Origin of the sequence: uncultured Sanguibacteroides sp., assembly GCF_900543425.1 — a bacterium.
Classification (GTDB): Bacteria; Bacteroidota; Bacteroidia; order Bacteroidales; family Marinifilaceae; genus Gabonibacter.
Window position 1 is genome coordinate 1 of record NZ_UQRQ01000035.1, and the last position, 22865, is coordinate 22865.

16 protein-coding genes and 2 pseudogenes are annotated in these 22865 nt (G+C 42.3%); 3 read left to right on the forward strand and 15 right to left on the reverse strand.

All coding sequences use genetic code 11. The features are described 5' to 3' along the window. Positions 1-198: 198 nt before the first annotated feature. Together QZR76_RS13290 and QZR76_RS13295 are read left to right on the forward strand one after the other, a co-directional pair. Positions 199-342 carry a hypothetical protein gene (locus QZR76_RS13290; protein ID WP_294143290.1) on the forward strand — a complete coding sequence of 48 codons (144 nt, stop codon included), beginning with the start codon at positions 199-201 and terminating at the stop codon, positions 340-342. Between the two features lie 12 nt (positions 343-354). Further along, a pseudogene (locus QZR76_RS13295) lies at positions 355-1383 on the forward strand (virulence RhuM family protein). A 296-nt stretch (positions 1384-1679) separates the two neighbouring features. Here the strand turns inward: QZR76_RS13295 and QZR76_RS13300 are convergent. From QZR76_RS13300 to QZR76_RS13370, 15 genes are all read right to left on the reverse strand, one after another. Beyond that, complete coding sequence (locus tag QZR76_RS13300) at positions 1680-3038, reverse strand: RagB/SusD family nutrient uptake outer membrane protein (protein ID WP_294143291.1); 1359 nt, start codon at positions 3036-3038, stop codon at positions 1680-1682. Between the two features lie 14 nt (positions 3039-3052). Next, positions 3053-6376, reverse strand: coding sequence for a SusC/RagA family TonB-linked outer membrane protein (locus tag QZR76_RS13305; protein WP_294143292.1), 3324 nt, complete (start codon positions 6374-6376; stop codon positions 3053-3055). A 61-nt stretch (positions 6377-6437) separates the two neighbouring features. Continuing rightward, positions 6438-9008, reverse strand: a complete 2571-nt coding sequence (locus tag QZR76_RS13310; protein WP_294143293.1) for a zinc-dependent metalloprotease — start codon at positions 9006-9008, stop codon at positions 6438-6440. A gap of 153 nt (positions 9009-9161) precedes the next feature. After that, positions 9162-10664 (reverse strand): histidine kinase, encoded by a 1503-nt coding sequence (locus QZR76_RS13315; RefSeq protein ID WP_294143294.1) that lies wholly within the window; start codon positions 10662-10664, stop codon positions 9162-9164. 339 nt (positions 10665-11003) lie between these two features. Then, positions 11004-12170 (reverse strand): hypothetical protein, encoded by a 1167-nt coding sequence (locus tag QZR76_RS13320; RefSeq protein ID WP_294143296.1) that lies wholly within the window; start codon positions 12168-12170, stop codon positions 11004-11006. A 683-nt stretch (positions 12171-12853) separates the two neighbouring features. Next, on the reverse strand, positions 12854-13435 hold the full coding sequence (locus tag QZR76_RS13325) for a hypothetical protein (protein ID WP_294143297.1): 582 nt from the start codon (positions 13433-13435) through the stop codon (positions 12854-12856). A 69-nt stretch (positions 13436-13504) separates the two neighbouring features. Further along, positions 13505-13633, reverse strand: a complete 129-nt coding sequence (locus QZR76_RS13330; protein WP_294143305.1) for an HNH endonuclease signature motif containing protein — start codon at positions 13631-13633, stop codon at positions 13505-13507. Beyond that, entirely contained in the window at positions 13588-13845 is a 258-nt protein-coding gene (locus tag QZR76_RS13335; RefSeq protein ID WP_294143306.1) for a hypothetical protein, read from the reverse strand. The genes QZR76_RS13330 and QZR76_RS13335 overlap by 46 nt, the downstream gene beginning before the upstream one ends. Before the next feature lie 1297 nt (positions 13846-15142). Further along, a complete protein-coding gene (locus QZR76_RS13340) occupies positions 15143-16126 on the reverse strand; it encodes a Gfo/Idh/MocA family oxidoreductase (RefSeq protein WP_294143298.1) in 984 nt (327 codons plus the stop codon). Between the two features lie 17 nt (positions 16127-16143). After that, positions 16144-17136: a Stealth CR1 domain-containing protein gene (locus QZR76_RS13345; RefSeq protein WP_294143299.1), complete on the reverse strand. Its 993-nt coding sequence runs from the start codon at positions 17134-17136 to the stop codon at positions 16144-16146. Beyond that, the gene (locus QZR76_RS13350) at positions 17129-18400 is read right to left on the reverse strand and encodes an oligosaccharide flippase family protein (protein ID WP_294143300.1); all 1272 of its coding nucleotides are present in this window, start codon (positions 18398-18400) and stop codon (positions 17129-17131) included. Before QZR76_RS13350 ends, QZR76_RS13345 begins: the two co-directional genes overlap by 8 nt. A 24-nt stretch (positions 18401-18424) precedes the next feature. Then, positions 18425-19582 (reverse strand): DegT/DnrJ/EryC1/StrS family aminotransferase, encoded by a 1158-nt coding sequence (locus tag QZR76_RS13355; protein WP_294143301.1) that lies wholly within the window; start codon positions 19580-19582, stop codon positions 18425-18427. A gap of 2 nt (positions 19583-19584) precedes the next feature. Next, positions 19585-20151, reverse strand: a complete 567-nt coding sequence (locus QZR76_RS13360) for an acyltransferase (RefSeq protein ID WP_294143302.1) — start codon at positions 20149-20151, stop codon at positions 19585-19587. Between the two features lie 9 nt (positions 20152-20160). Continuing rightward, positions 20161-21504 carry a nucleotide sugar dehydrogenase gene (locus QZR76_RS13365; protein WP_294143303.1) on the reverse strand — a complete coding sequence of 448 codons (1344 nt, stop codon included), beginning with the start codon at positions 21502-21504 and terminating at the stop codon, positions 20161-20163. Between the two features lie 411 nt (positions 21505-21915). Then, positions 21916-22302, reverse strand: a complete 387-nt coding sequence (locus tag QZR76_RS13370) for a fibronectin type III domain-containing protein (protein ID WP_294143304.1) — start codon at positions 22300-22302, stop codon at positions 21916-21918. Positions 22303-22502: 200 nt separating this feature from the next. Between QZR76_RS13370 and QZR76_RS13375 the strand changes: the two are divergent. Beyond that, positions 22503-22616: pseudogene (locus QZR76_RS13375) on the forward strand (hypothetical protein); the annotation flags it as partial. Between the last annotated feature and the right edge of the window lie 249 nt (positions 22617-22865).

A 22865-nucleotide genomic window follows, 5' to 3' on the forward strand; every position in this document is an offset into this window, starting at 1 on the left:
AAAGGATTCAGTGATTGAGTGATTGGGGATTAAGAGATTAAAAAGATTGACGATTGCAGATTGACGATTTAAAGAGGGCAAGATCCGTATGCATGTCAAAATATGCATCAAAAGATGTTTCTTTATGAATAGCAAACCAAATAAAAACAGTATCTTTATATTTTATAAATTAGGGGCAATTTTTCATACCTAAAGTCTTTGATGAGGGAAAAATCTATCGGGAAGAATACCCAGATATGTCGTCAGGAGACAAAAGAGTATAACAAAGCATTGAGTGATTGTACCAGAAAAGCTTTTGAGGATAAAATTTTATCACAAGTTGCCGGGAGGTTATCTCACTAAATAATCGTAACCATGAGCAAGAAACTTCAAATACATAATAGTACTGCCGAATTTCTTATCTTTCAATTAGAGAGCAAAGAAGAGGGAGTTGAAGTACTATATCGGGATGAAACACTATGGCTTACACAGGATGCCATATCAGTTCTATTTGATAAAGGACGCTCAACCATAGCCGAACATCTGTAAAATATCTTTCAAAGTCAAGAGTTGCAGGAAGAGGCAGTTTGTCGGAAATTCCGACGAACTGCCGCAGACGGAAAAGATTATGCTACCAAATATTATAATTTGGATGCCGTAATATCTGTCGGCTATCGTGCAAACTCGATACGGGCAACTCAATTCCGACAATGGTGTACATATGTACTTCGTCAATTCGCCATACGAGGTTATGTGATTGACAAGAAGCGCATGGAGAACGGTACATTCCTAAATGAGGATTATTTCGAGCATTTGCTTGCCGAGATTAGAGAAATCCGATTGAGTGAACGGCGATTTTATCAAAAACTGACCGATATATATGCCACGAGTATCGACTATAATTACGATGCGCCGACCACTCGTATATTCTTTAAAAAGGTACAAAACAAGATGCACGATGCTGTTCATGGACATACAGCTGCCGAACTAATTATAAAACGTGCTAATGCAGCAAAGGAGCATATGGGGCTCATGACATGGGAAAAAGCTCCAGACGGTAAGATCGTGAAGGCAGACGTTTCTATCGCCAAAAATTATCTCCAAGAGAATGAATTAGAATCAATGGGGCGAATTGTCAATGCCTTTCTTGATTTGGCTGAAGATAGAGCGAAACGACATATTCCAATGACAATGGAGGATTGGGCTTCTCGTATAGACAAGTTTTTGGATAGTGATGACCGCCAAGTATTAACTGATGCAGGAAAAGTATCGACAGAACAAGCAAAACAATATGCCGAAAGTGAGTTTGAGAAGTATCGTATTATTCAAGACAGATTATTTCAATCTGATTTTGATAAATACAATACAGACAACTTGTTCGACTTTGATTGCAAAGAGAAATAAATAATTGGGGTTATAATTGAAGTTACAGACAGAAAGAACTATTCAACGTATAGTACCGTAAATCGCTGACAAGCATACGATTGTCAAATCGTCACCATACAGACTCTGAAACTTGTCCAACTGCTTATTTTTCAAATGGTTTAGACTGGAATATCCCAGCCCCCGATGGATACCCCTTGCGATTGCAGACTAAAAGATGATGTAATCTCGGGATTTAAAAATTAATTTACAAGCTACACGAAAAAAGCAGTAAACTTGCGCTTACTGCTTTTCCCTTTTGGTTTTATTACTATTACTTACTTCCCTCCCAAATTCGGATTATTCTGTGTGGCCTCCTGCGGATAAGGAATAATATATTTAGGATCATCCTGTTGCAATGTAGCCGTATGCATATCAAAATTAGCATCAAAATAAGTTTTTACGATTTCCGGACGAGTCGTACGCCGTAAATCAAACCAACGGTGTCCCTCGAATATCAGTTCCCGGGCACGTTCGTCCATGATCTCGTCGATCAATTGCTGTTGATTCATAGCCTCAATCTCAATAGCCTTTTCATTGTAATAGCTACTCTGCAATCGATTCTTTATCAAGGTCAACAAATAATTTTTTGCTATCGACAATTTACCGTTCTGGCGAGCCGCAGCCTCCGCGGCGATCAAATAGATTTCCGAACTACGAAAACTTACTTTCTCTCCCTGATTGCCTCCTTTATTGGCATAAGAAGCGGCATAACCGGGTTGTATATAGAGTCCGATACGTGCATCTTTATATACATCTCCCTCTTTATCCATATTGTATTTACTCAAAACATTGTCCAAAACATACATATCCTCCCGGATCACCGTGCTGGAAACTTGTTCCATGGAAAGAATAGCCTCTTTTGATTCGCTTGTCCAGGGTTTTACCGTCCCCGTTACAATATCTTCCAAAGGACATTGAGGTAAAATATCTTCAGCAGCTCTTTGTGCCAGCTCCCATTCACCCCGATATAAACGCACTCTTGCTTCAAAAGCTTTTAACGCTTTCTTTGAAAAACGATAACGGGTTGCTGCAGGTTGCTCTTCCACCTGCATATATTTACCAGCCTCCTCGATATCGGATAATATCTGCTTGTACACAGCCTCTACACTTGAAGGTACAAATTCCTGACCGATATCAATCTTCAAAAAGAGCGGAACACCTTTGTCCGAAGCAGCTGTTTCCGGAGTATACCATTTTGCGTAAAGATTCAACAAATCGAAATGAACATAAGCTCTTAAGCTATAAGCTTCTGCCAACAATTGTTCCCGTGTATCCGTTTTCACGTCCTCTTTGGCATCCATCACATCTTCGATAACGCTATTAGCATAGAATATCGTTTTATAGGCATCCGTCCACGGATAAGCCGGAGTAATCGGATCCGGATTCTCGTCATTCCAGGTAGCTAAATCGATATAGTCTTCATAAGATAACCCATACGCATCCGGAAAAACTTCATCGGAACGAACCGTCAACAAACGCTTATACTGGGGATAAGTACCGTAAGCCGTGGTCAATAGAGCCCGGAATTCGGAGATCTCATCAGGAATCACTTTCCCTACCGGCTCTACATCCAGGTAATTACAGGATGTAAACAGAACCAGCGAAACTACTATATATTGTATATATTTAATCATATATTTCTTCCTCATTAAAATGTTAAATCAAGACCACAAGAAAAGGTTTTTGCTAACGGCTGAGCATATACGCTTCCATAGGTTTCCGGGTCGAAATACCCTTTATAACTTCCACCGAAAACAAAAGGATTACGAGCCTCAAAGCTTACTCGTGCAGAAGCAAAGCCTATCCTTTTCATGGCATTTTCGGGTATTGTATACCCCAAACGAATGCTATTGATCCTCATATAGCTCATCTGCTTAAACCAGATATCGTAATTTTTAAAAGAAGAACCTTGGTCCATTCCTCCAATCCACTGGTAAGCCCAATTATCTTCTCCCTCCGTGTTTGTTCCTAAAATCCGAGGGTATTTTCCATTCGGATTATTCGGAGACCATACATCCAACATCTTCTTGGAATAATTTTGTCCCGGGGAGGTAGAAGTCGGATTATAGAATGGAGTTTCCTGAACGGTCTGGTCTAAAACAAAGGAAGCAGATACCGTCAGGTCGAAATTCTTATAATAGAACCTATTGATCCATCCTCCAGTAAATTTCGGTTCCGTTGTCCCCTCATAGGTAAACAGATCCCGGTATTGTTCCGCCGTTAAATTACTCTTTAGGAAAGGAATTATACCTCCCATCATATATCCATACTCCAATCCATAAAAATCATAGAATGAAACTTTTTCTCCTTGCTTATTCAAAAATACGGGTAAACCGTTTTCGTCCAAACCGGCAGTCTTCAACGAAAATACTGCTCCCACGGAATATCCCTCTCTTGAAGGCTCGTATGAATTTTCCCTCACGTTAATTTTATTGATTTTACTCTTGTTATGAGCAATATTAAAATCCATAGCCCATCTGAAATCTTTCGTCTTCACATTAACCGTAGACAATGAAAACTCATATCCGTTGTTTGTCAATTTCGCCCAGTTCATCGTCGAGTAATTAAAGCCGTTTTCACCGGGTAAAGAACGTATGCCGATCAAATCATCGCTCACTCGATGGTATACATCCACACTAAGTGCAATCCGATTATTCAACACGGCCACATCTAATCCTCCGTTCCAGTTCTTCGTCTTTTCCCAACGCAAATATTGATTAGGCGGAGAACTTACGGTGATATTAGACTCGTTGTTTCCCGGAAGGATCGTTATATTACCCCATTCTCCCACGATCTCAGGTGACGTATTTTTATCTATATTCCCCTGAATTCCGTAAGAAGCCCTCAATTTTAAGCCGGAAATCCACTCCACGTCACGTAAAAAGTTCTCCTGATTGATATTCCAGGCTGCAGAAACGGACCATAACGGAAGATACTTGTATTTCCGGTCGACACCGAACATATTGGATCCGTCATAACGCAAACTTCCGAAAAAAGTATAACGATAGTCATACGTGTAAGAGGCCGTCATATAATAAGAGAGGAATCGATCTTCATTGAACGTCTTTTTATACTGACGGAAAGAAGCATCGTTTATCATCGTACTTCCCTCCGGAAATACAAGCGGTTTCGTTGTCAACGAATTCGGATCGTAGCCGAATCCCTTCGTTTGAATATCCGTCGTTTTACTTCCCCGCATTTCCAATCCCAACATCACATCGACAGCATGTTTATCGGCAAAAACCTTATCAAACTCTCCCTGAATCTTCCATTGATACTGGTTCATATCCGTCGTTGCATTCTGGATAATACCCCCATCCGGTAAGAAAGAGACTCCCGCGTTATTTCTGGCTTTTTCCCGATATTTTCTAACGTAATAAGTATTTTGATCGGCAATCTTTTCCGATGCGGTATGTTCCAACTGCATAGAGAATTGAGTTTGCAATTTTAACCAGGAAGCCACCTTGTAATCGATAGAGATCATCGGCTTGATGGAACGATTTTTCAAGGTGTAATCCGTATTGTTCATCTCCTCGACAAAATTAAAATCCAAGTGCCGCCCGCTATATCCCTCGATATCCTTATCGTACACGTAATCTCCGTTTTCATCCCTTACCCTCAGGTACGGATTTGCTGTACGGGAGTAATAGGCAGGATTAATAAAAGCGTCCGCATCGGTCAAATAACTTTTCCGTTTGCTGTCTGTTATAAACAAAGAGACCCCCACGTTGAAATTTTTAAACAAATCGAAATCGGTCTTCATCGTCAAATTATAACGTTCAAAATCGGTACCTCGGGTTGTTCCCTCTTCATTATAATACCCCCCGGAAAAATAATACCTGGCCAAATCCGAACCTCCGGATACACTCAGGTTATATTGTTGGTTCACGGCATTCCGATAAATCACATCTCCCCAGTCCGTATTGATATTACGTAACGCGTTAATCTCCGATTGAGCATCGGAAGATATACCGCTAAAACCGTTCTGCCGGAGAGCGTCCAATTGGCCGTATTGAGATAAGATACGAGAAACTTCCCCGTATTCGCTCCTATAATCCAAGTCACTCCGGGAAGCGATATCCAGCTCAAAGTCCACTTTCTCGGAAGCGTTCATCAATCTCAACTTACCTAAATCCGGTTTCAAGGTATAAAAAACACCTCCGGAAAAGTTTACCCTCGGCTTACCCTTAGCACCTCTTTTGGTCGTAATAACAATTACTCCATTGGCAGCACGAGCACCATAAATAGCCGTTGCCGCGGCATCTTTCAATACCGTTATGTCCTGAATATCCGCCGGATTCACTCCCGCGATAGAAGTATTATATAATTCATCAATATTATCCTTATCACTAAAATTGGCAGGAATATCATTTCCTTCCAGGATCATTCCGTCCATCACCCATAATGGATCGGTACTTCCGGTCAAGGAAACCGTACTGCGGATACGCATTTTATTAGGAGCACCCGGAGCGCCGTTCGTAGGAATAGAAGTCATTCCAGCAACCTGCCCTTCTAACAATTGGTCTATACTTGCGACACCGACTCTCTTAATATCAGCCATATCCACTTTTACCATCGAAGAGGTAACCTTTCGTTTATCCAACTGTTGATAACCGGTCGAATAAACGACCACTTCATCCAACTGCTTCTGATCCGGTTTCAGAAGGATCTTAAAATCTTCCCCTTTACTGACATCCACCTTCTGGGTAAGATACCCGATATAACTAACCATTACATATTTCACCACTTTCGGTAACTTCATCTCAAAACGACCGTCCAAATCCGTAGCCGTCCCCTGCGGAGTGAAATTTTTCGCCTCGACCGCTTCAGGGTCAATAAATACTGTCGCTCCAATCAAAGGTTCTTTCGTGATAGAATCCAGCACTTCCCCTTTAATTATTCTGATATCGTCCTTCTGGGCAAATATCATAAGCGGACAGAACAGAGTAATTAACAATAAAATTTTCCTCATTTTCGTTTGTTTTAAATTGTAGTTTTCTGAACGCAAGTACACATCTTAGCTATTCTTCCAATTATCGCATATTTAAGGCCTCTTTTACACGTATAATCAAGTCCTCATAATGGTGTCGTGTCGCCACATCACCCGTAGCACGACGGTTTTCCGCCAATTTCAATACCTTTAACAACTCTCCTCGTTTCACGGATACGGCCTCGGAAACTCTTCCCATAGAAGAGAAGTGTAACATCCGAATTTGTACATCCTCCTGAGTATCTAACGTGAAAGCAGGTTTCCGGGATGCAAAACAACACCCTGTTTCATCTCCGCGCAGCGCTTTCTTCGTAGTTTTTTCTACTGCTTTATTAGAGCTAACGATAATGGCATCGATATAATTTTTTTGAGCCATACGTTCATAGACGGACAAACTACGTCCGGCCAAAGTCCCTTTAAACACAGCTTTATGTAAATCGGCAAACAACTCTTCCGGCGTATAACATTTCTCCCTACCCAAAGTCGCTTCCGCATCATACATTCTCATCAAACGATCGTCTTTCAACAAATTATAAAAAGTAGCATACTGCAACTCTCTGGCAACCGTGTAAGGAGAATATTCAACACCCGATTGTATCGGATAGCTCTTCTTCCATACCTCAGCTCCAAACAACCATTCGGGAACTGTAAAAATCTCTTCGATAAGATATTTTACACTCTCTTTCTGAATGGCTTTGGGTACAGGAATATAACGATTCTCCGAACTTCCTTTTACCGGATTATTAATATAGATTCCTCCCACGTTAGCCGTCACATGATCTCCGTACATTTTCCATTGATTAATCACGGCCATCAACAACTTACCCGCTTCAAAATAACCTTGGCCTTCCTCCTCTGTCCAATCCAGTATATGGGGAACGATCCGTTTTAAATTTTTAATTCCGTAACGATTAGCTTTCACGATATCATCTCCCAAATCTTCATCCTGAGACCGGGGATCAATCGGGTCCCGAGGATCCTGTTGTTCTCCGTACCAATACATCGGATCGTCCTCGTGTTCCCGTAACCAACCATTCAACACGGGCAATTCCTCCTGCGGAGTCGCCACATCCAACCAACGGTAAGCCCAACGAATGGCGAACTTATCATACGTACCGATCTTCGGGGTAATCTCCGTTACCCCATCTTCCGGTTGTGCCACATAATTAAAGCGAGCATAATCCATAATGGAACTGGCCGTACCTCCCATTTTAGAAGTAAACTCGGGCGATCTTAATGAATCTACCGGAAATGAAGAGGAGGCTCCCATATTATGCTTCAATCCAAAAGTATGTCCCACCTCATGAGAAGAAACAAAACGAATAGCACTTGCCATGTGTTCGTCACTCAACTTATTTCCACGTACACTCGGGTCAATAGCCGCCGTTTGAACTCTCATCCAGGTATGCAACAAACTCATTACATTATGCCACCATACCACGTCCGCTTCAATAATCTCCCCGGAACGAGGATCGACAACCGAAGGTCCCATCGCATTAGCCTGTTCGGAAGCCGCGTAAGTGATCACCGAATAACGTACATCCTCGATATCAAAATCCGTCGCATCGGCAGGAACCTCTTTGGCAACGACAGCATTTTTAAATCCGGCAGCTTCAAAAGCAGCCTGCCAATCATAAACACCGGCTATTATCTCCTCGCGCCATTGCTTGGGCGTGGCCGGATCAATATAAAATACAATTTGTTTAATCGGCTCGACCAATTCTCCCCGTTTGTATTTTTCCACATCTTCCGGCTTCGGCTCTAATCTCCAACGATGTACAAGTTCTCGCCGTTCCACCGCTTGTTGTTTGTCATTAAAATAAATACGTTCCGTACTAAAAAATCCTACTCTTGGATCTGCAAAACGGGGCTTCATCGGCTCTTTATCCAAGAGTACAAGATTTGTTGTCGTTTCGACGGTTAATGGGACCGAAACGGCCCCATCAGTCACCTGCGTCGTCATTAACGCTTTCACCACCACATTCTTCGGAAAAACTTTCACGCTCAATATCTTTGATAAGTCTCGTTTTACCGCTGTTCCTAAAGAGATACTATTATATAGATCATTTATACTTTTTTCACTACCGTCAAAAATTTTATTTACTTTAAACACGACGGTCGTCGAATCTTTTCCATAGGCTTCGATCGGGAAATATTCAATCACAGACTCCCGGTAATTATCTTTGACCGACTGACTGATCGCATCTCCTTCCGGGACACTCACCCTCGGATCGTAGGTCGTTACCCAAACCTTATTTAAAGCTTCGTCCTTATAAAAACGAACTATTTTATCATCGTATTCCATTCCTTTATTCAATCCGGCATCATTCAACGCTCCAGGGACTCCGGATACTTTGTTTACAATCAAGATATCCCGTCCCAGTAAGGAATCGGCTACTTCAAAATAATAGTCATTGCCAATCGTATGAATTTTAATCATACCTTCCGTTGTCTTAGCCTTTTTCAATAACTCATCATATTTGTTTTTTGTAACCGTTGTATCCGCTTTAACCTCTTTTTTCTTATGCCTGTTTCTGGCTATCCCTTCGGAAGGAAGGAAGAAAAGCGATACTAATACCACCATACTTACAATAAAGGTTTTCATTTTAATCATAGTTCTTTTCTTTATAATTTTTATCATGAGCCTATTCATCCTCCACAATAATACTCTATTATTGAAAAAATTGAAATAAAAAAGGAGTGAATGACCAAATTAGAGGAGTGAATAATAGAAAAAATATAATGAATTAAAATGTACTGCTTCTACCTATGAATCAACGTTTAATAAAGGTAATCTACATACAAAACAAGAACCGGCACTACTATATTCAAAACCTGAATGTCCGTAAAACTCATACATTTTTCGAATACGTTCCAATCCAACACCCATCGATTCGACCGTAGATTCTACGCGAGGTTGGTAATTATTTTCAACGATTATACAGTCGTCAAACACGTATATTTTAATCCAAAGAGGTTTTTGTACGGTAATCTGGTTATGCTTTATCGCATTCTCGACCAACGTCTGTAAACTCATAGTCGGAATCTTCATGTCGAAGACACTGGTATTCACATCAAAAATCAATTCCAAAGACTCGCCAAACCGTATTTTCTGTAAAAAATAATATTGACGGGTAAATTCCAATTCATCTCTGACGGTAGCCAAACTAACATTTCTCTTCTCTAAAAGATAACGGTATACCTTTGATAACTTCAATACAAATTCTTTGGCCAATACCGTATTGGTTCCGATCAAAGCACTCAATGAATTTAAAGAATTAAAAAGAAAATGAGGATTGATCTGATTTTTCAACTGCTGTAGATTCAATTCTACAGACTCCCGTTCCACCTTGCGCCTCAATCGATACTCTTTCCGCCATTTATGCTGTGCCCAAAAAAGTAATACCGTAAATATCAGAATAGTGATTAGTGCGATAATAACAGCATAACGATGAAATTCTTCGGTTTGTTCGCTATAAATAAATTGAGGAACATTAACCCCTATGATCCAATGTTCGTTTCCTACTTCCAGCGGATAATAGACCCTTACCACGGGGACCTCCAAGTAGGCAGAGTTCGCTAAGATACGAAACTCCTTCTTTTCTTCTAATACTTGTTTTATCGAATCCAATTCCTCCGTCTCCATCAGCTTCTGTCCCAATAGACGTTCATCCGGATGAGAAAGAATAATGCCTTTTTCATTCACGATAAAGACATAACTCCGGAATATAGCCGTTATTTCCGAAAAATAGGTATGTAAATCCGGTAGAGAGATATCAAAACCTAAAAGTACATCCCCCCATTTTTTATTCTTAATAACATCTACCGTCGTCCAATAAATTTTTCCGGCATCATTATAGGTTCCACTATAACGATCATTCTGGAGCGTATCTAACATCTCCCTGAATTCCGACTGCTTCCTTTCTGATAACTTAAACTTATAAAAAGAGGTCGTATCTTTATCCAATATATTCAATATATTTTCTCCCTCCACAAAATACCATATCCGGCTCAATTTCGTGTCCAGTTGAGGTATAATCATCAAAGAAGAAAACAATTCATCCTCTTCCTGCCATTTTTTAGAAGTAAAAAACTCCCGGACTACCCGCTGCAATTGCTCCGTTTTCTTAAACTCATAAGCTATCTCCTGTGAACGATACCGGCATTGGTCCATGACAAAATCATTATTCAGACGGTTCCATACGGAACCGATCTTGTCTCCAATCAAATAGATGGCCACAAGAAACAGGGCTAATAAAACAAAACCCATCAGAATAATGTTGTTGGTCCTAAACTTCATTTGAAATCAAAGATAAAAGAAAAAAATGACAAATGACAATTGCCGATTAATGATTAAAAGATTAAGGGATTCTGGGATTGAGTGATAAATGATTGGGGGATTAAAAAGACGGACAAATCATGCCACGATGCTTTGTTGCACAGACGATGTTTCTCAAAATTCGGGCGACCATTGTCTGGCCGCCCGACTGATCATAGCCATAATGCTATGTTTATGAATAACTCATTTAAAGCAATTCGTATCCCGATGTATCGTTAATAATCAAATAAATATAAGATTCAATTTTAAGGAACGACATTTAGATTTAAATCATAACTCTAAATCCGCTTTATGCAGTGCAAGTTTGAAGAACTCATCCTCTTCGGCCGCGTAATCATTGAAATACACCGAGCGGGCATCGTTCGATATCGAAAAGTACCCCTTAGGACCCAAATCGGGCAAATCGAAACGCTTGATCGGATTCAAGTTCCAGTCGAACACGAAAATGGCCTCTTTATACACTTCATACTCTTTATCTTCTGCATTAAAATAACCACCCACCTTGCACACGATGTAGGAGTCGTTCGCTTCCATGGCTAAAATACTCTGCTGCATGTCGTTGGTTGATAAGAAACAGAACTCTTCATTAGCGTATTGAACCGGCGTGTATCTCTTCTCGTTCAACACCTTACCCGTGGTCACGTCGAACGTGTATAACATGAACTGGTCGCTGGAGGCAATTACCGCCAAGTCGTTACCTCGTGTCTCGATAAAGCCTTGCGCGTAAGTCCACTTGATCAGATCGTTCGCCGGGATCTCGGTGCGCTTCCTTTTCTTGACATCGAAACTGGCGTAATCGATCGTCTGGTACCCCTTCATTTCTTGATGGTCCCAAACCACCACCGAGTTTTTATTGATCTCGTTCACATTGTTCTTTTCAAATTCAAAAGGCGGACGAATAGTAGCTATCACCGAGCCGTTCGGCAATTTCGTCATTCGGGATACCCAGACCGAATCCGGGAAAGTCGTTACGCTGACCTTCCTCTCCTCCATGGGAACATTCCGAATAATCTCTTGCTTGCTAAAGGTCTTGATCGTGTTCCGGCCTTCATAAAAGTAGACGGAATCTCCCGCGATCTTGAACCCCGTTAATCCTTCCATCTGGTAGGGTGCTGTCCCTATTGACGCGCTCGAAGCCAACGATTCCCCCGTGTTCAGGTTATAACAAATACAAGCATTATAATCTTCATCCTCAAGGGGCTCAACGAACCACAACACCGAGTCTTCCATCACGTTAATATTGCTTATAGTTATCAAGTCATCCATGAAGTTGTCGTGCCTGACTGTCAAATTTTTATAGCGTTGAAAATCCAGCTTCCCGACAACAACAAAATCCGTGTCTATGCTCGACAGCGGGAACTTTTCAGCGTTGTCGCAACTGAACATGAAGAGTACGATTAAAGGAGCTAAAAGTGATTGTATTATCTTTTTTCTCATGATTACTTGATGTTAAATTCAACGAACCTTGAATTTTGATGAATCTGGTAAATGTTTTTGCAAACAGATTTAATAACTTGTATATCAACGAAATATATCTATGAAATCCCCTATAAAGAAACAGTACAGAAACAAAATCAGTATTTTAGGAGATTCTTTGCTTTTTACTTTTCACTTGACTTCATTCCTTGCACTTGGTCACACCCAAGTGTTTCTCAAAGTTGTTTTCCTGCTACTCACTTCTTGCCTGAAGACTATCGTTTGGCTTCCATAAAGAATATTGCAGCCAAAAGAAAAACAAACACCCCTTGTTCTTGGGAGTATTTCTACACTTAGTGTTTTTGCCCTCCTCAAAGTTAGCTATTTTTATCAAGTCATAGGCATGTGAAACGGCAAATATACCTACCTAAATTTAGTTTACTTTGATTTAGCATATATATAGGCTAACATACTAAACTAAACTGAATTTTCAATGTATTTCCACCATCTAACTAAACGCAAAAATATACAGCCAAAAGAGAAAGTAACTCTACTGCGTATTTTTCTCTTTTCGCTGCAATCTCATTTTACGAGATACCTCTTATGGAAAACTTCTTATCTTTTTATTGTGTTAGAACATTCCTTTGTGTCCAGATAAATATAGAATTACTATCCTTTTACAAACAATTGTGTTTGTGGAAAAATCAGCAATAATCATCAATAGAATCTCCTCCAGCCCATTCTACCCCCTGAGCAAGAATAAATTGTTTTTCTGCTCCTTCTTTTGTAAAGAATGTGTGCCCTGTATGAACGAATAGACCATCTTCATAAGTGATTCTTGCTAGTGCATAGCGTTTGATAGCGGTCTCACCTTCGGACGACTCGGTCATCACATATAGGGCTTGTTTGTCTTCGGAAAATCCACTATTGATTATCAATGATGCACCATATTGATTTTGAGCAAATATACTCTTTTTTAGGTTCCCAGCATAGGTGGCAAGTGGATCATCGCCGATCTCTTGTGGTGTGCACGGAAATTCAAAGGGCGTGCGCCAGTTGCGTTGTGCCGCTCTGAGTGTTAATGACATAACATAGTTCGGTTCTTCCGGTATTTCTTCGATAGGATTATACTTTATAGATAACGGTCGATAAATCCATTCGCCCATTGATCCACTTGACGACTGTTTATCGCTCGCAGCCCATTCCAACAGATTTTTCAAACACTGATCTCCCTCTTCTTTAGTAACAGTCCGCATCCATCCGAAACGAGTGTCGGGCAGAATCACATCCCGATATTTTTCGGGATTGGTGAGGAATTCCTCTGCGCTACAACCACAGATATATTCAATCTTCTTTCATGAAATAGGATTTAACAATACATTTTCAAGTTTTGTAAGCCAGCGTAAATTTTCTATCCGATTATTCTGACGATTAGTATCTATATGGTCAACAACGTAAATCCCATGTCCCGAACCAATCTCCATATACCCGGTTTTGCTGTTAGGCTTGCCGAAAGTCCATTGACAATCGGTTGGTCGCAGCTTCTTTCCTTCGCGGGGATACTGCCACACCGCTCCCTTATCACAAACCGAGTATCGCTCGTCTTTGTAAATGCATTCTTCTCGGTATAGTCGTTGACGCATGGTTTTATATTACATATTCTTAAAAGGTTTATGTACTCCACTGAAATTTCCATATATCTCCAGTACTATCATTGGTGAGATAATATTGATACATACTCGTTAAAGGTTGAATGGAGAATATACACTTTTCATTATCCGAAACTAATTCGTACTCATCAATGGGTATGCACATCAAATTACTAAGTCCAGCAACTATATTGCACCTGCCATAATTTGCCATTATATGAATCCAATAATATAAATGTCCACATATTTTGCGTTTCATAAAGACAGAATCGCCCTGCTGCATCTCCTAATATTTCTCGGGCACTACAAATTGTCCAAGACTGACCGTCATCTTGAATTTGTTGTACCTTTCCTGTCCTTGTGTTTAATCGAAGTTGATTGTGATAATTTTGTGTTCGATACATTTTGTAAACCGAATTACTTTGAGTATATGAAGTCAAAGCAATTATCATTAAAATAAACGAAACTATCTACTTTAGACTTGCAAATCCTCCATCCTGACTTTCAGTTTGCCAACCCTGGCTGGTGAACCTGATAGAAAAGTTTTTCCCAAAAATGTGCTGAATTAAAATAATCCGCATATTTGCACGCAAACTCCAAAAACGAAATAAACAGAAAGAAAACGCAGAGCAACTGAAATACTTGCCTGTATTGTACTCTTTTACCCCAATGACGGGCGTCTTCGATGTCCCACGGTCACATTTGCGCATAACAACCGTTTCTCAGTCATCCGGCCTTTTTGCATCCGAGGCTTACCGCTGACATAAATCTATCTCAACGACTGCTTCAAACGTATTGCGATATTCTTCTTTCTGTATAGCAGAACGGATGCTATGCAGCATGCGCCCTACAGACTGATAAGGTCCCATACCAAGCTCGCATTTAAGTTGGAGGGCAGAAATACCCTTTCGTGACACGATTCCTTTATTCATCACGTACAACCACATACGTAAATCAAGGTGCGTATGCTCGAAGATATATTCTTTAAGGCCGAGAACTCTGAATTGCAGTTGCCGCAATGGAGTTTACGATGATCGTACCGTTGATGGTAAATGTGAGAATGGAACATGCCACATTTGGGGCAGACATAACCATCTTTGTATTCTGCAGACACAATAAAGTCAATGGCAGCATTCTCATGAGGGAACTTCTTACAGAAAGAAAAAAGGCACAAGTGGGCAGTGTCCAGTTGGTTAACTACACAAGCATAACCATTTATCGCCTAATCTGCAAACCTAAAGTCGATAGTTCCGAAATATAATACTTGCCCTTCTTTGGACAGCATACACGATATAAGTTCTGTATTATACAGGCAAATGGTCCCGCACAATGTATCAAGAAAAGCTATCGCTTGTCATCCCAGCCGAAAGGGTGGGCACTGAGTGGCAATTTCGCAAGCGGATGATAGTCGCCTTTCAAACCTATGGGCGTGGCATGGCGTATGTCGCTTACGATCTGTATGCAGTTACGGGCCTCGCTGATGCGGAAACCTTCGCCATCCAGAATTTTCCGGTAGCTCAAGGTGTGAAGTTCGGTGAAGCCTGCGCTAAATTCGAACTCGTTGCCGTCGATACGGATGGTCCGGTAAGTCCTCTTTTCTCCCTGCACGGCATTTTCGGGCAGACAGTCGGCGTTGATGCTGAGGAAGTAACGCACGCGCGCTTTCTCAAGTTCCAGATAGCCGGCAACGCGGTCAAAGCTCATCACATGAACGACATTCCGTTTGACAGGACCGAATATCCACTGGAGCATATCGTAAAAATGTACTCCGATATTGGTGGCGATGCCGCCGCTTTTGCGAATGTCGCCCTTCCATGAGGCGTAATACCATTTCCCTCGCGAAGTGATGTAGGTCAGATCTACATCATGGATTTTGTTTTCAGGACCTTCATCAACCTTTTTCTTCAAGGCCACGATCGAGTTATGGAGCCGCAGTTGCAGGATGGTATATGCTTTATGTCCGGTTTCCCTCTCCAGATTCAGCAGATTGTCGATGTTATCGGGATTGAGTACAAGCGGTTTCTCGCAGATGACATCCGTACCGAAGCGCAGTCCGTAACGGATAAAGGCATCGTGTGTATAGTTTGGTGTACAGATTGACATCCAGTGCAACGGATTGTCGGTCTTCATCCGCTTGGAGCAGAAACGGTCGAATTGTTCGTTCTTTGTAAAGAAGTAGCATTCAGGGAAAGAGCTGTCCAAGCGCCCGACACTGTCAAAGCAATCATAAGCGGCCATAAGGTTATTGCCCGTATCGGCTATAGCCTTGATGTGGCGCGGTGCAATGTAACCCGCCACACCGATCAATGCGAAATTCTTTCCTGCCATTATTTTCGAGTATTCAGTTATTTTTCGAACGATGATTTCTCCGGTAAGATCTTCTGGAAAGCAGCGTTTATCTGTTCTTTTGCCTCTTCATAAGGAGTTTCGTCGTTCTCGCTTAAACAAATAATCTTTTTCTTATGACGTTCGATGATTTTCACTATCTTATCCAAGGAGATCTCTGATATTAAAATATTTATACCGTCTCTGCATACATTCAGCGGGACAAAATTTCCCTTTGCCAGTTGCCAATAACGCAGTACCCATGGACACACGTCGGTGATGTTTCTAAATCGTGAGGCTGTAGTACGAAGCATCACTTCCTCATGACATTCCCAAACTTCCTCTAAAGTGGATTTGAGATAACCTTGCGGCAAGTGATGGCTATAAAAACCTGTAAAGTTACGCCACGATAATAAAAAGAGTGTGCGCAATAATTTATTTCCCGCCTGAGGGGAAAACCATTTCCAGAAATTCTTGCGCAACATTTCGTGTTTTTTAAACGATGAATTTATGACACACAAGTTATTATAATCCTTAGGCGCAAAAGGAACGATAGGAGATATAGTGTTGAATGCCGCCATGTCACATGGCAGTCCTTTCCTGAAAAATCTTTCCGGTTCAACCTTGTCGATCAGGAAGCAGTCATCATCGAATATAACGAAATGCTCAGATAATTCTTTTATGCGGTGCAGGTTCAGTATTATGGGGCGTGAACTGAATGTCGGCAGATATTCGGCCGGAATATAATCCGAATGTTTCACGAAGTGCAGTTTGGGTGCATTCAGATTCAGCCAGTCGGGTGCCTGTCCGCAGGAAACGAAATGCACCTTGCTCACCCATGGAGCAAACTTCTCCACACCCCGGAACCAATAACGCAAGTTATCCCAATTACGGTAGCGTTCTGTACGGATGTCATTCATACAATGGTTTTGAGGCAGGTAAGTCTTAAACTCTTTCTGCCATGCCGGGTCATTGCTATCTACCCATGTTATCACAAAATCTATTTTATTCATAACGCTTTTTTAAAATATAAAATACAAGAATTATCGAGAGGATATATTGAACCGTAAGGGCGAGACTGTAAGTTACAATAGTATTGGTAACGGAAAAGTTGCGGAAGCAAGATATAAGGAGGCTTGACGCAACTATCATGACACGTGACACTTCGAGCCAGAACACGAGCTTCTGTTGCTTGAACACATTGAATATGCCGTCGCTTATCGGGCTGTAAACGAACCGGAATATCAAATAGAAACAGAGGTAACGGGCAAAAGTTCCCGATTGTGTCCATTCTGCACCGAAGAAGGTTCGGAATATCCAAGGTCCGAAACAAATGATAAGCGTGAAAGGGAGGATGCTGATTACAAACAGTTTTACCATTATCCGTACCGTAAGAGCGGATATCTCCTTGCTGTTTTTCCTCCCCAACGACGCAATTTCGCCATAGAACGCCTTCCCCACCGACGTACATGCAAATAAAACGGGGGCAGACAACATAACCATGGCCAAACTGATCCGACCGGTTGTGCCGGTGTCGAAATGCCATGCGAAATAAAGCATGAGAATACTGCCCGAAGCATTTTGCAGTATTTGGGAAGGAAGCCTGTATAACGGAAAATCTATATATCTTTTAAGTACAAGACGGATTTTCCCCGGAGTTACATGACGTGCACTATCTTTCAATCTTTTCCAATAGGTGCGTATATATAAGGTTAGTCCTCCGATTTCTGCCATGCTGTTTCCTATCAGCAGACCTATCACGTTGAAACGGAACAGCCCGAGAACTATTTTGATTAATGCTCCAATTGCTTTTTGTGCCACTGTAACTTTCGCAATGGTTGAAAAGTCCCGGTAGCGGGTGGAATAATATGACAGGACTTCAGACATCCCGTAAAAAAAGAATGCCAGTGGAATAAAATACCAGAAAGCATCTATGTTTTCAGAAGAGAAAAGCGAAAGAATCCGTGAATGGAAAAGGACGAGGGCGATACCGATGACCACGGTATTGACGACAAGTATAAGAAGACATGCCGCCAATGAATTGATACCGATTTTTTCATTTGGATGTAATGGAATGGCAACCGTGTATTTAAGCGTACAGAATGGATAAAACAAAGCACATAATGATGTAAAGACCGCAAGCATTCCGAAGTCAGACGGCGTGTATAGTCGTGTGATGACCGGAGCTGCCATGAATCCGATAATTCTGGCGATACCCTCTCCCGTTATAAGTTTGAGGATATTTCTTTTAAGCGTATTATCTAAATCAGATTTCATATTTGCTCCGCCTGTTTATACCGTTTATTGGAGTACCGCCCCATTTAATTCTTTTCCCGATGCAAGAAAGGTCTTGACAGCGTTACAGACTTCATTGATCTCTTCCAATGAAATATAAGGGTGCATCGGCAGGGAGAGGACTGTATCGCACAATTTACCGGCAACCGGACAGTCTGACCCGGGTAGCCCGGCGTTCCTGTAGGCTACCTGGCGATGTATTGGACTCGGATAGTAAACCATCGACGGGATTCCTTGCCCTTTTAGATATGCCTGCAATCCGTCACGTTCGGTTTTGCTGTTCAGCTTGATGGTGTATTGTGCCCAGCTTGACAGGAAACCGTCAGGGACAACGGGTGTTTCCACAATGTCCGCCAGCCGGGTAGTGTATTCAGCCGCAGCCTTGTTGACAGCCGCGAGCTCTCCGGCAAAAGCCCCCAGCTTGACTTGAAGGATGGATGCCTGAATGGTGTCCAGACGCGAGTTCATGCCTATACGGACGTTTTCGTATTTGGAAGAGCCTTTTCCGTGCATACGGTATGAATCCATCAGTGCGGCCCATTCGTCGTTGTCGGTGAAACAAGCCCCTCCGTCGCCATAGCATCCGAGCGGCTTGCCCGGAAAAAACGAAGTGGTTGATATGTCACCGAACGAACAGCTGCGTTTGCCGTTGGCACGACCACCGAAGCCCTGTGCTCCGTCTTCAAGTATAAGCAGCCCGTGATTGTCGGCAATTCTGCGGATAGCAGGATAATTTGCGGGAAGCCCGAACAAGTCAACTGTGATGATGACTTTCGGAATCACATCTCCTTTCCGAATCGTCGTTTCGATTTTATTCTCAAGGTCAGTAGGGTCGATATTGAAAGTTTTGCTGTCCACATCGACAAAAACAGGGGTCGCCCCCTCCAATGAAACCGCTTCTGCCGAGGCAAAGAATGTGAAATCGGGGACGAACACGGCATCTCCCTGTTTGACACCCCATACTTTCAGGGCAAGCGCCAAGGCATCGGTGCCGCTGGCGCACGATATGCAATGTCTCGTTCCTACATAACCGGCAAGCTGTCTTTCAAGTTCTTTCACCTGAGGCCCCATTATATAGGCACCTGAAGCCGCCACATCGAGTATGGCTTTGTCTATGCCTGCTTTCAGGACTTGATACTGCTGTTTTAAATCCCTGAATTGCATAGTCAAAGTTTTTTCTTTAGGTACTCTCCGTCAAGCGAATACTCTCTACCACACGGACATTTCAAGGTCTCATCGAGCCGCCGTCCGCATTCGCACACCCATCCTATTTGCCGGGCCGGCACACCTGCCATAAGTGCGTAGTCCTTGACATCTTTAGTCACCACGGCACCGGCGGCTACCATTGCACTGCGACCTACGGTATGGCCGCAGATTATAGTACAGTTCGCCCCCAGCGATGCGCCCTCTTTGATGAGTGTTCTGGCATATACGCCATGTACCGGAAAATGCGCACGCGGAGTCGTTACGTTGGTAAACACGCACGACGGACCGCAAAATACATTGTCTTCGATTTCAACGCCCTCATACACCGATACATTGTTCTGGATACGAACTCCGTTACCGATCTTGACATTGTTACCGACATTCACGTTCTGCCCCAAAGAACAGTTCTGTCCTAATGAGGCTCCTGCCTGCACATGGCAGAAATGCCATATTTTCGTGCCGTCGCCCACGGTAACATGGTCATCGACATAGCTCGACGGATGCACAAAGAATTTCTTGTCTTCCATATCGAATGATTAAAGCAGTTCGATATTGCTCCTGTCGGCAAGGTCCTTGGTGGCATTCCTCGTGTCGAAAACAGCCTTTGCATGGCGCCTTACAAATTCATAGTCGGCTTTGTGTGTGGTCTGGGCGGTAACAACCACTAAATCAGCACTTTGTATAATATCTACCGTTAATTCCTTCACGCCTTCATATATCTTACCGCGATGAAGGAATCTGGGGATATACGGGTCGAAGAATATCGTGTTGGCTCCTTCCGTATGCAACTTGTCGATGATGCGGATTGCAGGAGATTCTCGGCAGTCGTCGATATCCGGCTTGTAAGCGACACCCAGTATAAGTATTCTTGCGCCGTCGAGCGGTTTGCGGAAGCGGCGGTTGAGTATATCTCCGATACGTTTCACACAGTATTCCGGCATAAAGTCGTTGACCTTCACCGATGCCTCTATCATCGAGAATCGGAAGTTATATTCGCCCGCTTTATAATTCAGGTAACAGGGATCGACCGGTATGCAGTGACCACCTACTCCGGGACCGGGATAGAATGGGACGAACCCGAAAGGCTTAGTCTTTGCCGCCTCTATCACCTCCCATATGCTAATGCCCATCTTATTGCAGAAGACGGCAAACTCGTTGATTAGCCCGATATTGACGTTGCGGTAGGAATTTTCCAGCATCTTGGTCATTTCCGCCACAGCTGGCGATGAAACCCGGAACACCTCGTTTTGCAACACGGCGGCATACATGGCAGATATAAGTTCACCGGCGGCAGTTCCGAGACCGCCCACCACTTTGGGGATATTTCCGATATTGTAGATTGCGTTGCCCGGGTCGACACGCTCGGGAGAGAAACCGAGATAGAAATCCTCACCGCATTTCAGGCCGGTTGATTCGAGGATGGGCTTCACAATCTCTTCGGTAGTGCCGGGATAAGAGGTGGATTCAAGAACCACCATCATCCCCTTGTGGAGATACCGTGCGATTGATTTTACCGATGATTCCACATGGCTGATATCCGGCCGGCCGTGTGCGTCAAGCGGTGTGGGCACACAAATAGCGATAAAATCAACGTTGCTGATTTCGCTGAAATCTGTCGTTACGGCAAGAATGCTTTCCTCTACAAGCCTTTTCAGGTCCGAGCCGGCGACATCTCCGATATAGCTGTGCCCTTGATTGACCGAATCAACTTTCTCTTTTTTGACGTCGAAGCCTATAGTGTTGAATCCGGCTTTTGCTATCTCTACAGCCAACGGCAATCCTACGTAGCCAAGACCGATTACTCCTGCCACGAGTTCCCGATTGGTAATTTTCTTCAATAGAATTTCTCTATTATTATCGTTAAACCATCTATGACTCATTTCACTTCACTTTAGGGGAGGTTCTTTGAATTATTTTTCGAAAACCGGGCTTGACAATAGAACCTCATAGATTGTTTCTGTCTGTATCTTAGCGTCTGCAAAATTAATCGTTTCCTTCTAAACTTTCAACTATTTTCATACTTTTATGGGGTGGTGGTGTGGGAGGTAAATTAATGACATACAAATACATATACAGATGAACGCATTTGTGTGCGGCATCTTGTTCTCGTTCAGGATAGGCTCCTGTAAAACACAATACTCATAAAATTCCCAAACAATTAATCAGTCGGTCGTAAGTACCCGTTTTTTGTCAGTTCCTGCCGGATGATGAATCTGGACATTTTCTTAATCGTTATAAATTTAATTTCGGATAATCCTGAATGGGATTATCCGGAATATAAATGGAAAATTTTAGTTTACTTTTGGGAATCGTACCACTATTTTTTTTGACGGATCGCTTAGTCCAGCCGCATTTTTAGCTTTAACTCGAATCTTCATAACAGATCCCGGCTCTCTACCCCCAATTACATATTCAGTCAAGTCAGTTGAATCAGAAAGTCTCCAGGATAAATCCCAACGAGCATCCTTAACTTCAATAATATAACGTGATACAGGTGATCCGCCATCACTTGCAGGCGGTAAAAACGTTAGTTTACATCCGGTGGGTGTTATATCATTAATCTGAAGTGCTCGAGGAGACGAAGGACGATAAAATACATACACACCGGCAGTAGCAATGGTCGTAAGGGTTAGACCGATACATACAGTCAAGATTAATTTTAATTCTTTTGATTTCATAGTCGTAAAATAGACAGGTTCATAATAAATATATCGATTACAAGGTACAATAATTATTATTATTTACAAAAAAATAATTATTTTTTTATTCCAACAATGTCCAATATACGCTCGTTTTAGAGACTTATAATTGGGAATTTATGATTGACGATTTCGGATTTTAGATTTATGATTTAAAAAGGGCAATAGATTGAGGGAATAGTATCTATACAAAAATTCAAACCGTTACCGATTACGTCTCCGGCATGACCGATTCTTATGCCCTGAATCTTTATCGTAAAATAAAGGGAATAGACTTACCGGAAATAAGATAACAAATACCCCACGATCTCTCGTGGCTTCTTTCTAAATTCGGCATCGACCTACTCCCGTGAAGCACGGGAGAAAAAATTATCCAAACCCCCTGTCCCCCTTTCAAGGGGGAATACCTCGCGGCGAGAGTCGGTCCCCCGGCATCCCGACACCTATAACCATAAAAAAAAGCCACGATCTCTCGTGGCTTCTCCCTAAATTCGGCATCGACCTACTCTCCCACCTGGCGGCAGTACCATCGGCGCTAACGG

Bases quoted from the DNA above. Each gene is read 5' to 3' on its own strand.
- QZR76_RS13365 (WP_294143303.1), bottom strand. From the start codon at position 21,504: ATGAGTCATAGATGGTTTAACGATAATAATAGAGAAATTCTATTGAAG.
- QZR76_RS13310 (WP_294143293.1), bottom strand. From the start codon at position 9,008: ATGATTAAAATGAAAACCTTTATTGTAAGTATGGTGGTATTAGTATCG.
- QZR76_RS13345 (WP_294143299.1), bottom strand. From the start codon at position 17,136: ATGAATAAAATAGATTTTGTGATAACATGGGTAGATAGCAATGACCCG.
- QZR76_RS13320 (WP_294143296.1), bottom strand. From the start codon at position 12,170: ATGAGAAAAAAGATAATACAATCACTTTTAGCTCCTTTAATCGTACTC.
- QZR76_RS13350 (WP_294143300.1), bottom strand. From the start codon at position 18,400: ATGAAATCTGATTTAGATAATACGCTTAAAAGAAATATCCTCAAACTT.
- QZR76_RS13330 (WP_294143305.1), bottom strand. From the start codon at position 13,633: ATGGAGATTGGTTCGGGACATGGGATTTACGTTGTTGACCATATAGAT.
- QZR76_RS13300 (WP_294143291.1), bottom strand. From the start codon at position 3,038: ATGATTAAATATATACAATATATAGTAGTTTCGCTGGTTCTGTTTACA.
- QZR76_RS13355 (WP_294143301.1), bottom strand. From the start codon at position 19,582: ATGCAATTCAGGGATTTAAAACAGCAGTATCAAGTCCTGAAAGCAGGC.
- QZR76_RS13340 (WP_294143298.1), bottom strand. From the start codon at position 16,126: ATGGCAGGAAAGAATTTCGCATTGATCGGTGTGGCGGGTTACATTGCA.
- QZR76_RS13360 (WP_294143302.1), bottom strand. From the start codon at position 20,151: ATGGAAGACAAGAAATTCTTTGTGCATCCGTCGAGCTATGTCGATGAC.
- QZR76_RS13315 (WP_294143294.1), bottom strand. From the start codon at position 10,664: ATGGGTTTTGTTTTATTAGCCCTGTTTCTTGTGGCCATCTATTTGATT.
- QZR76_RS13370 (WP_294143304.1), bottom strand. From the start codon at position 22,302: ATGAAATCAAAAGAATTAAAATTAATCTTGACTGTATGTATCGGTCTA.
- QZR76_RS13335 (WP_294143306.1), bottom strand. From the start codon at position 13,845: ATGGAAATTTCAGTGGAGTACATAAACCTTTTAAGAATATGTAATATA.
- QZR76_RS13305 (WP_294143292.1), bottom strand. From the start codon at position 6,376: ATGAGGAAAATTTTATTGTTAATTACTCTGTTCTGTCCGCTTATGATA.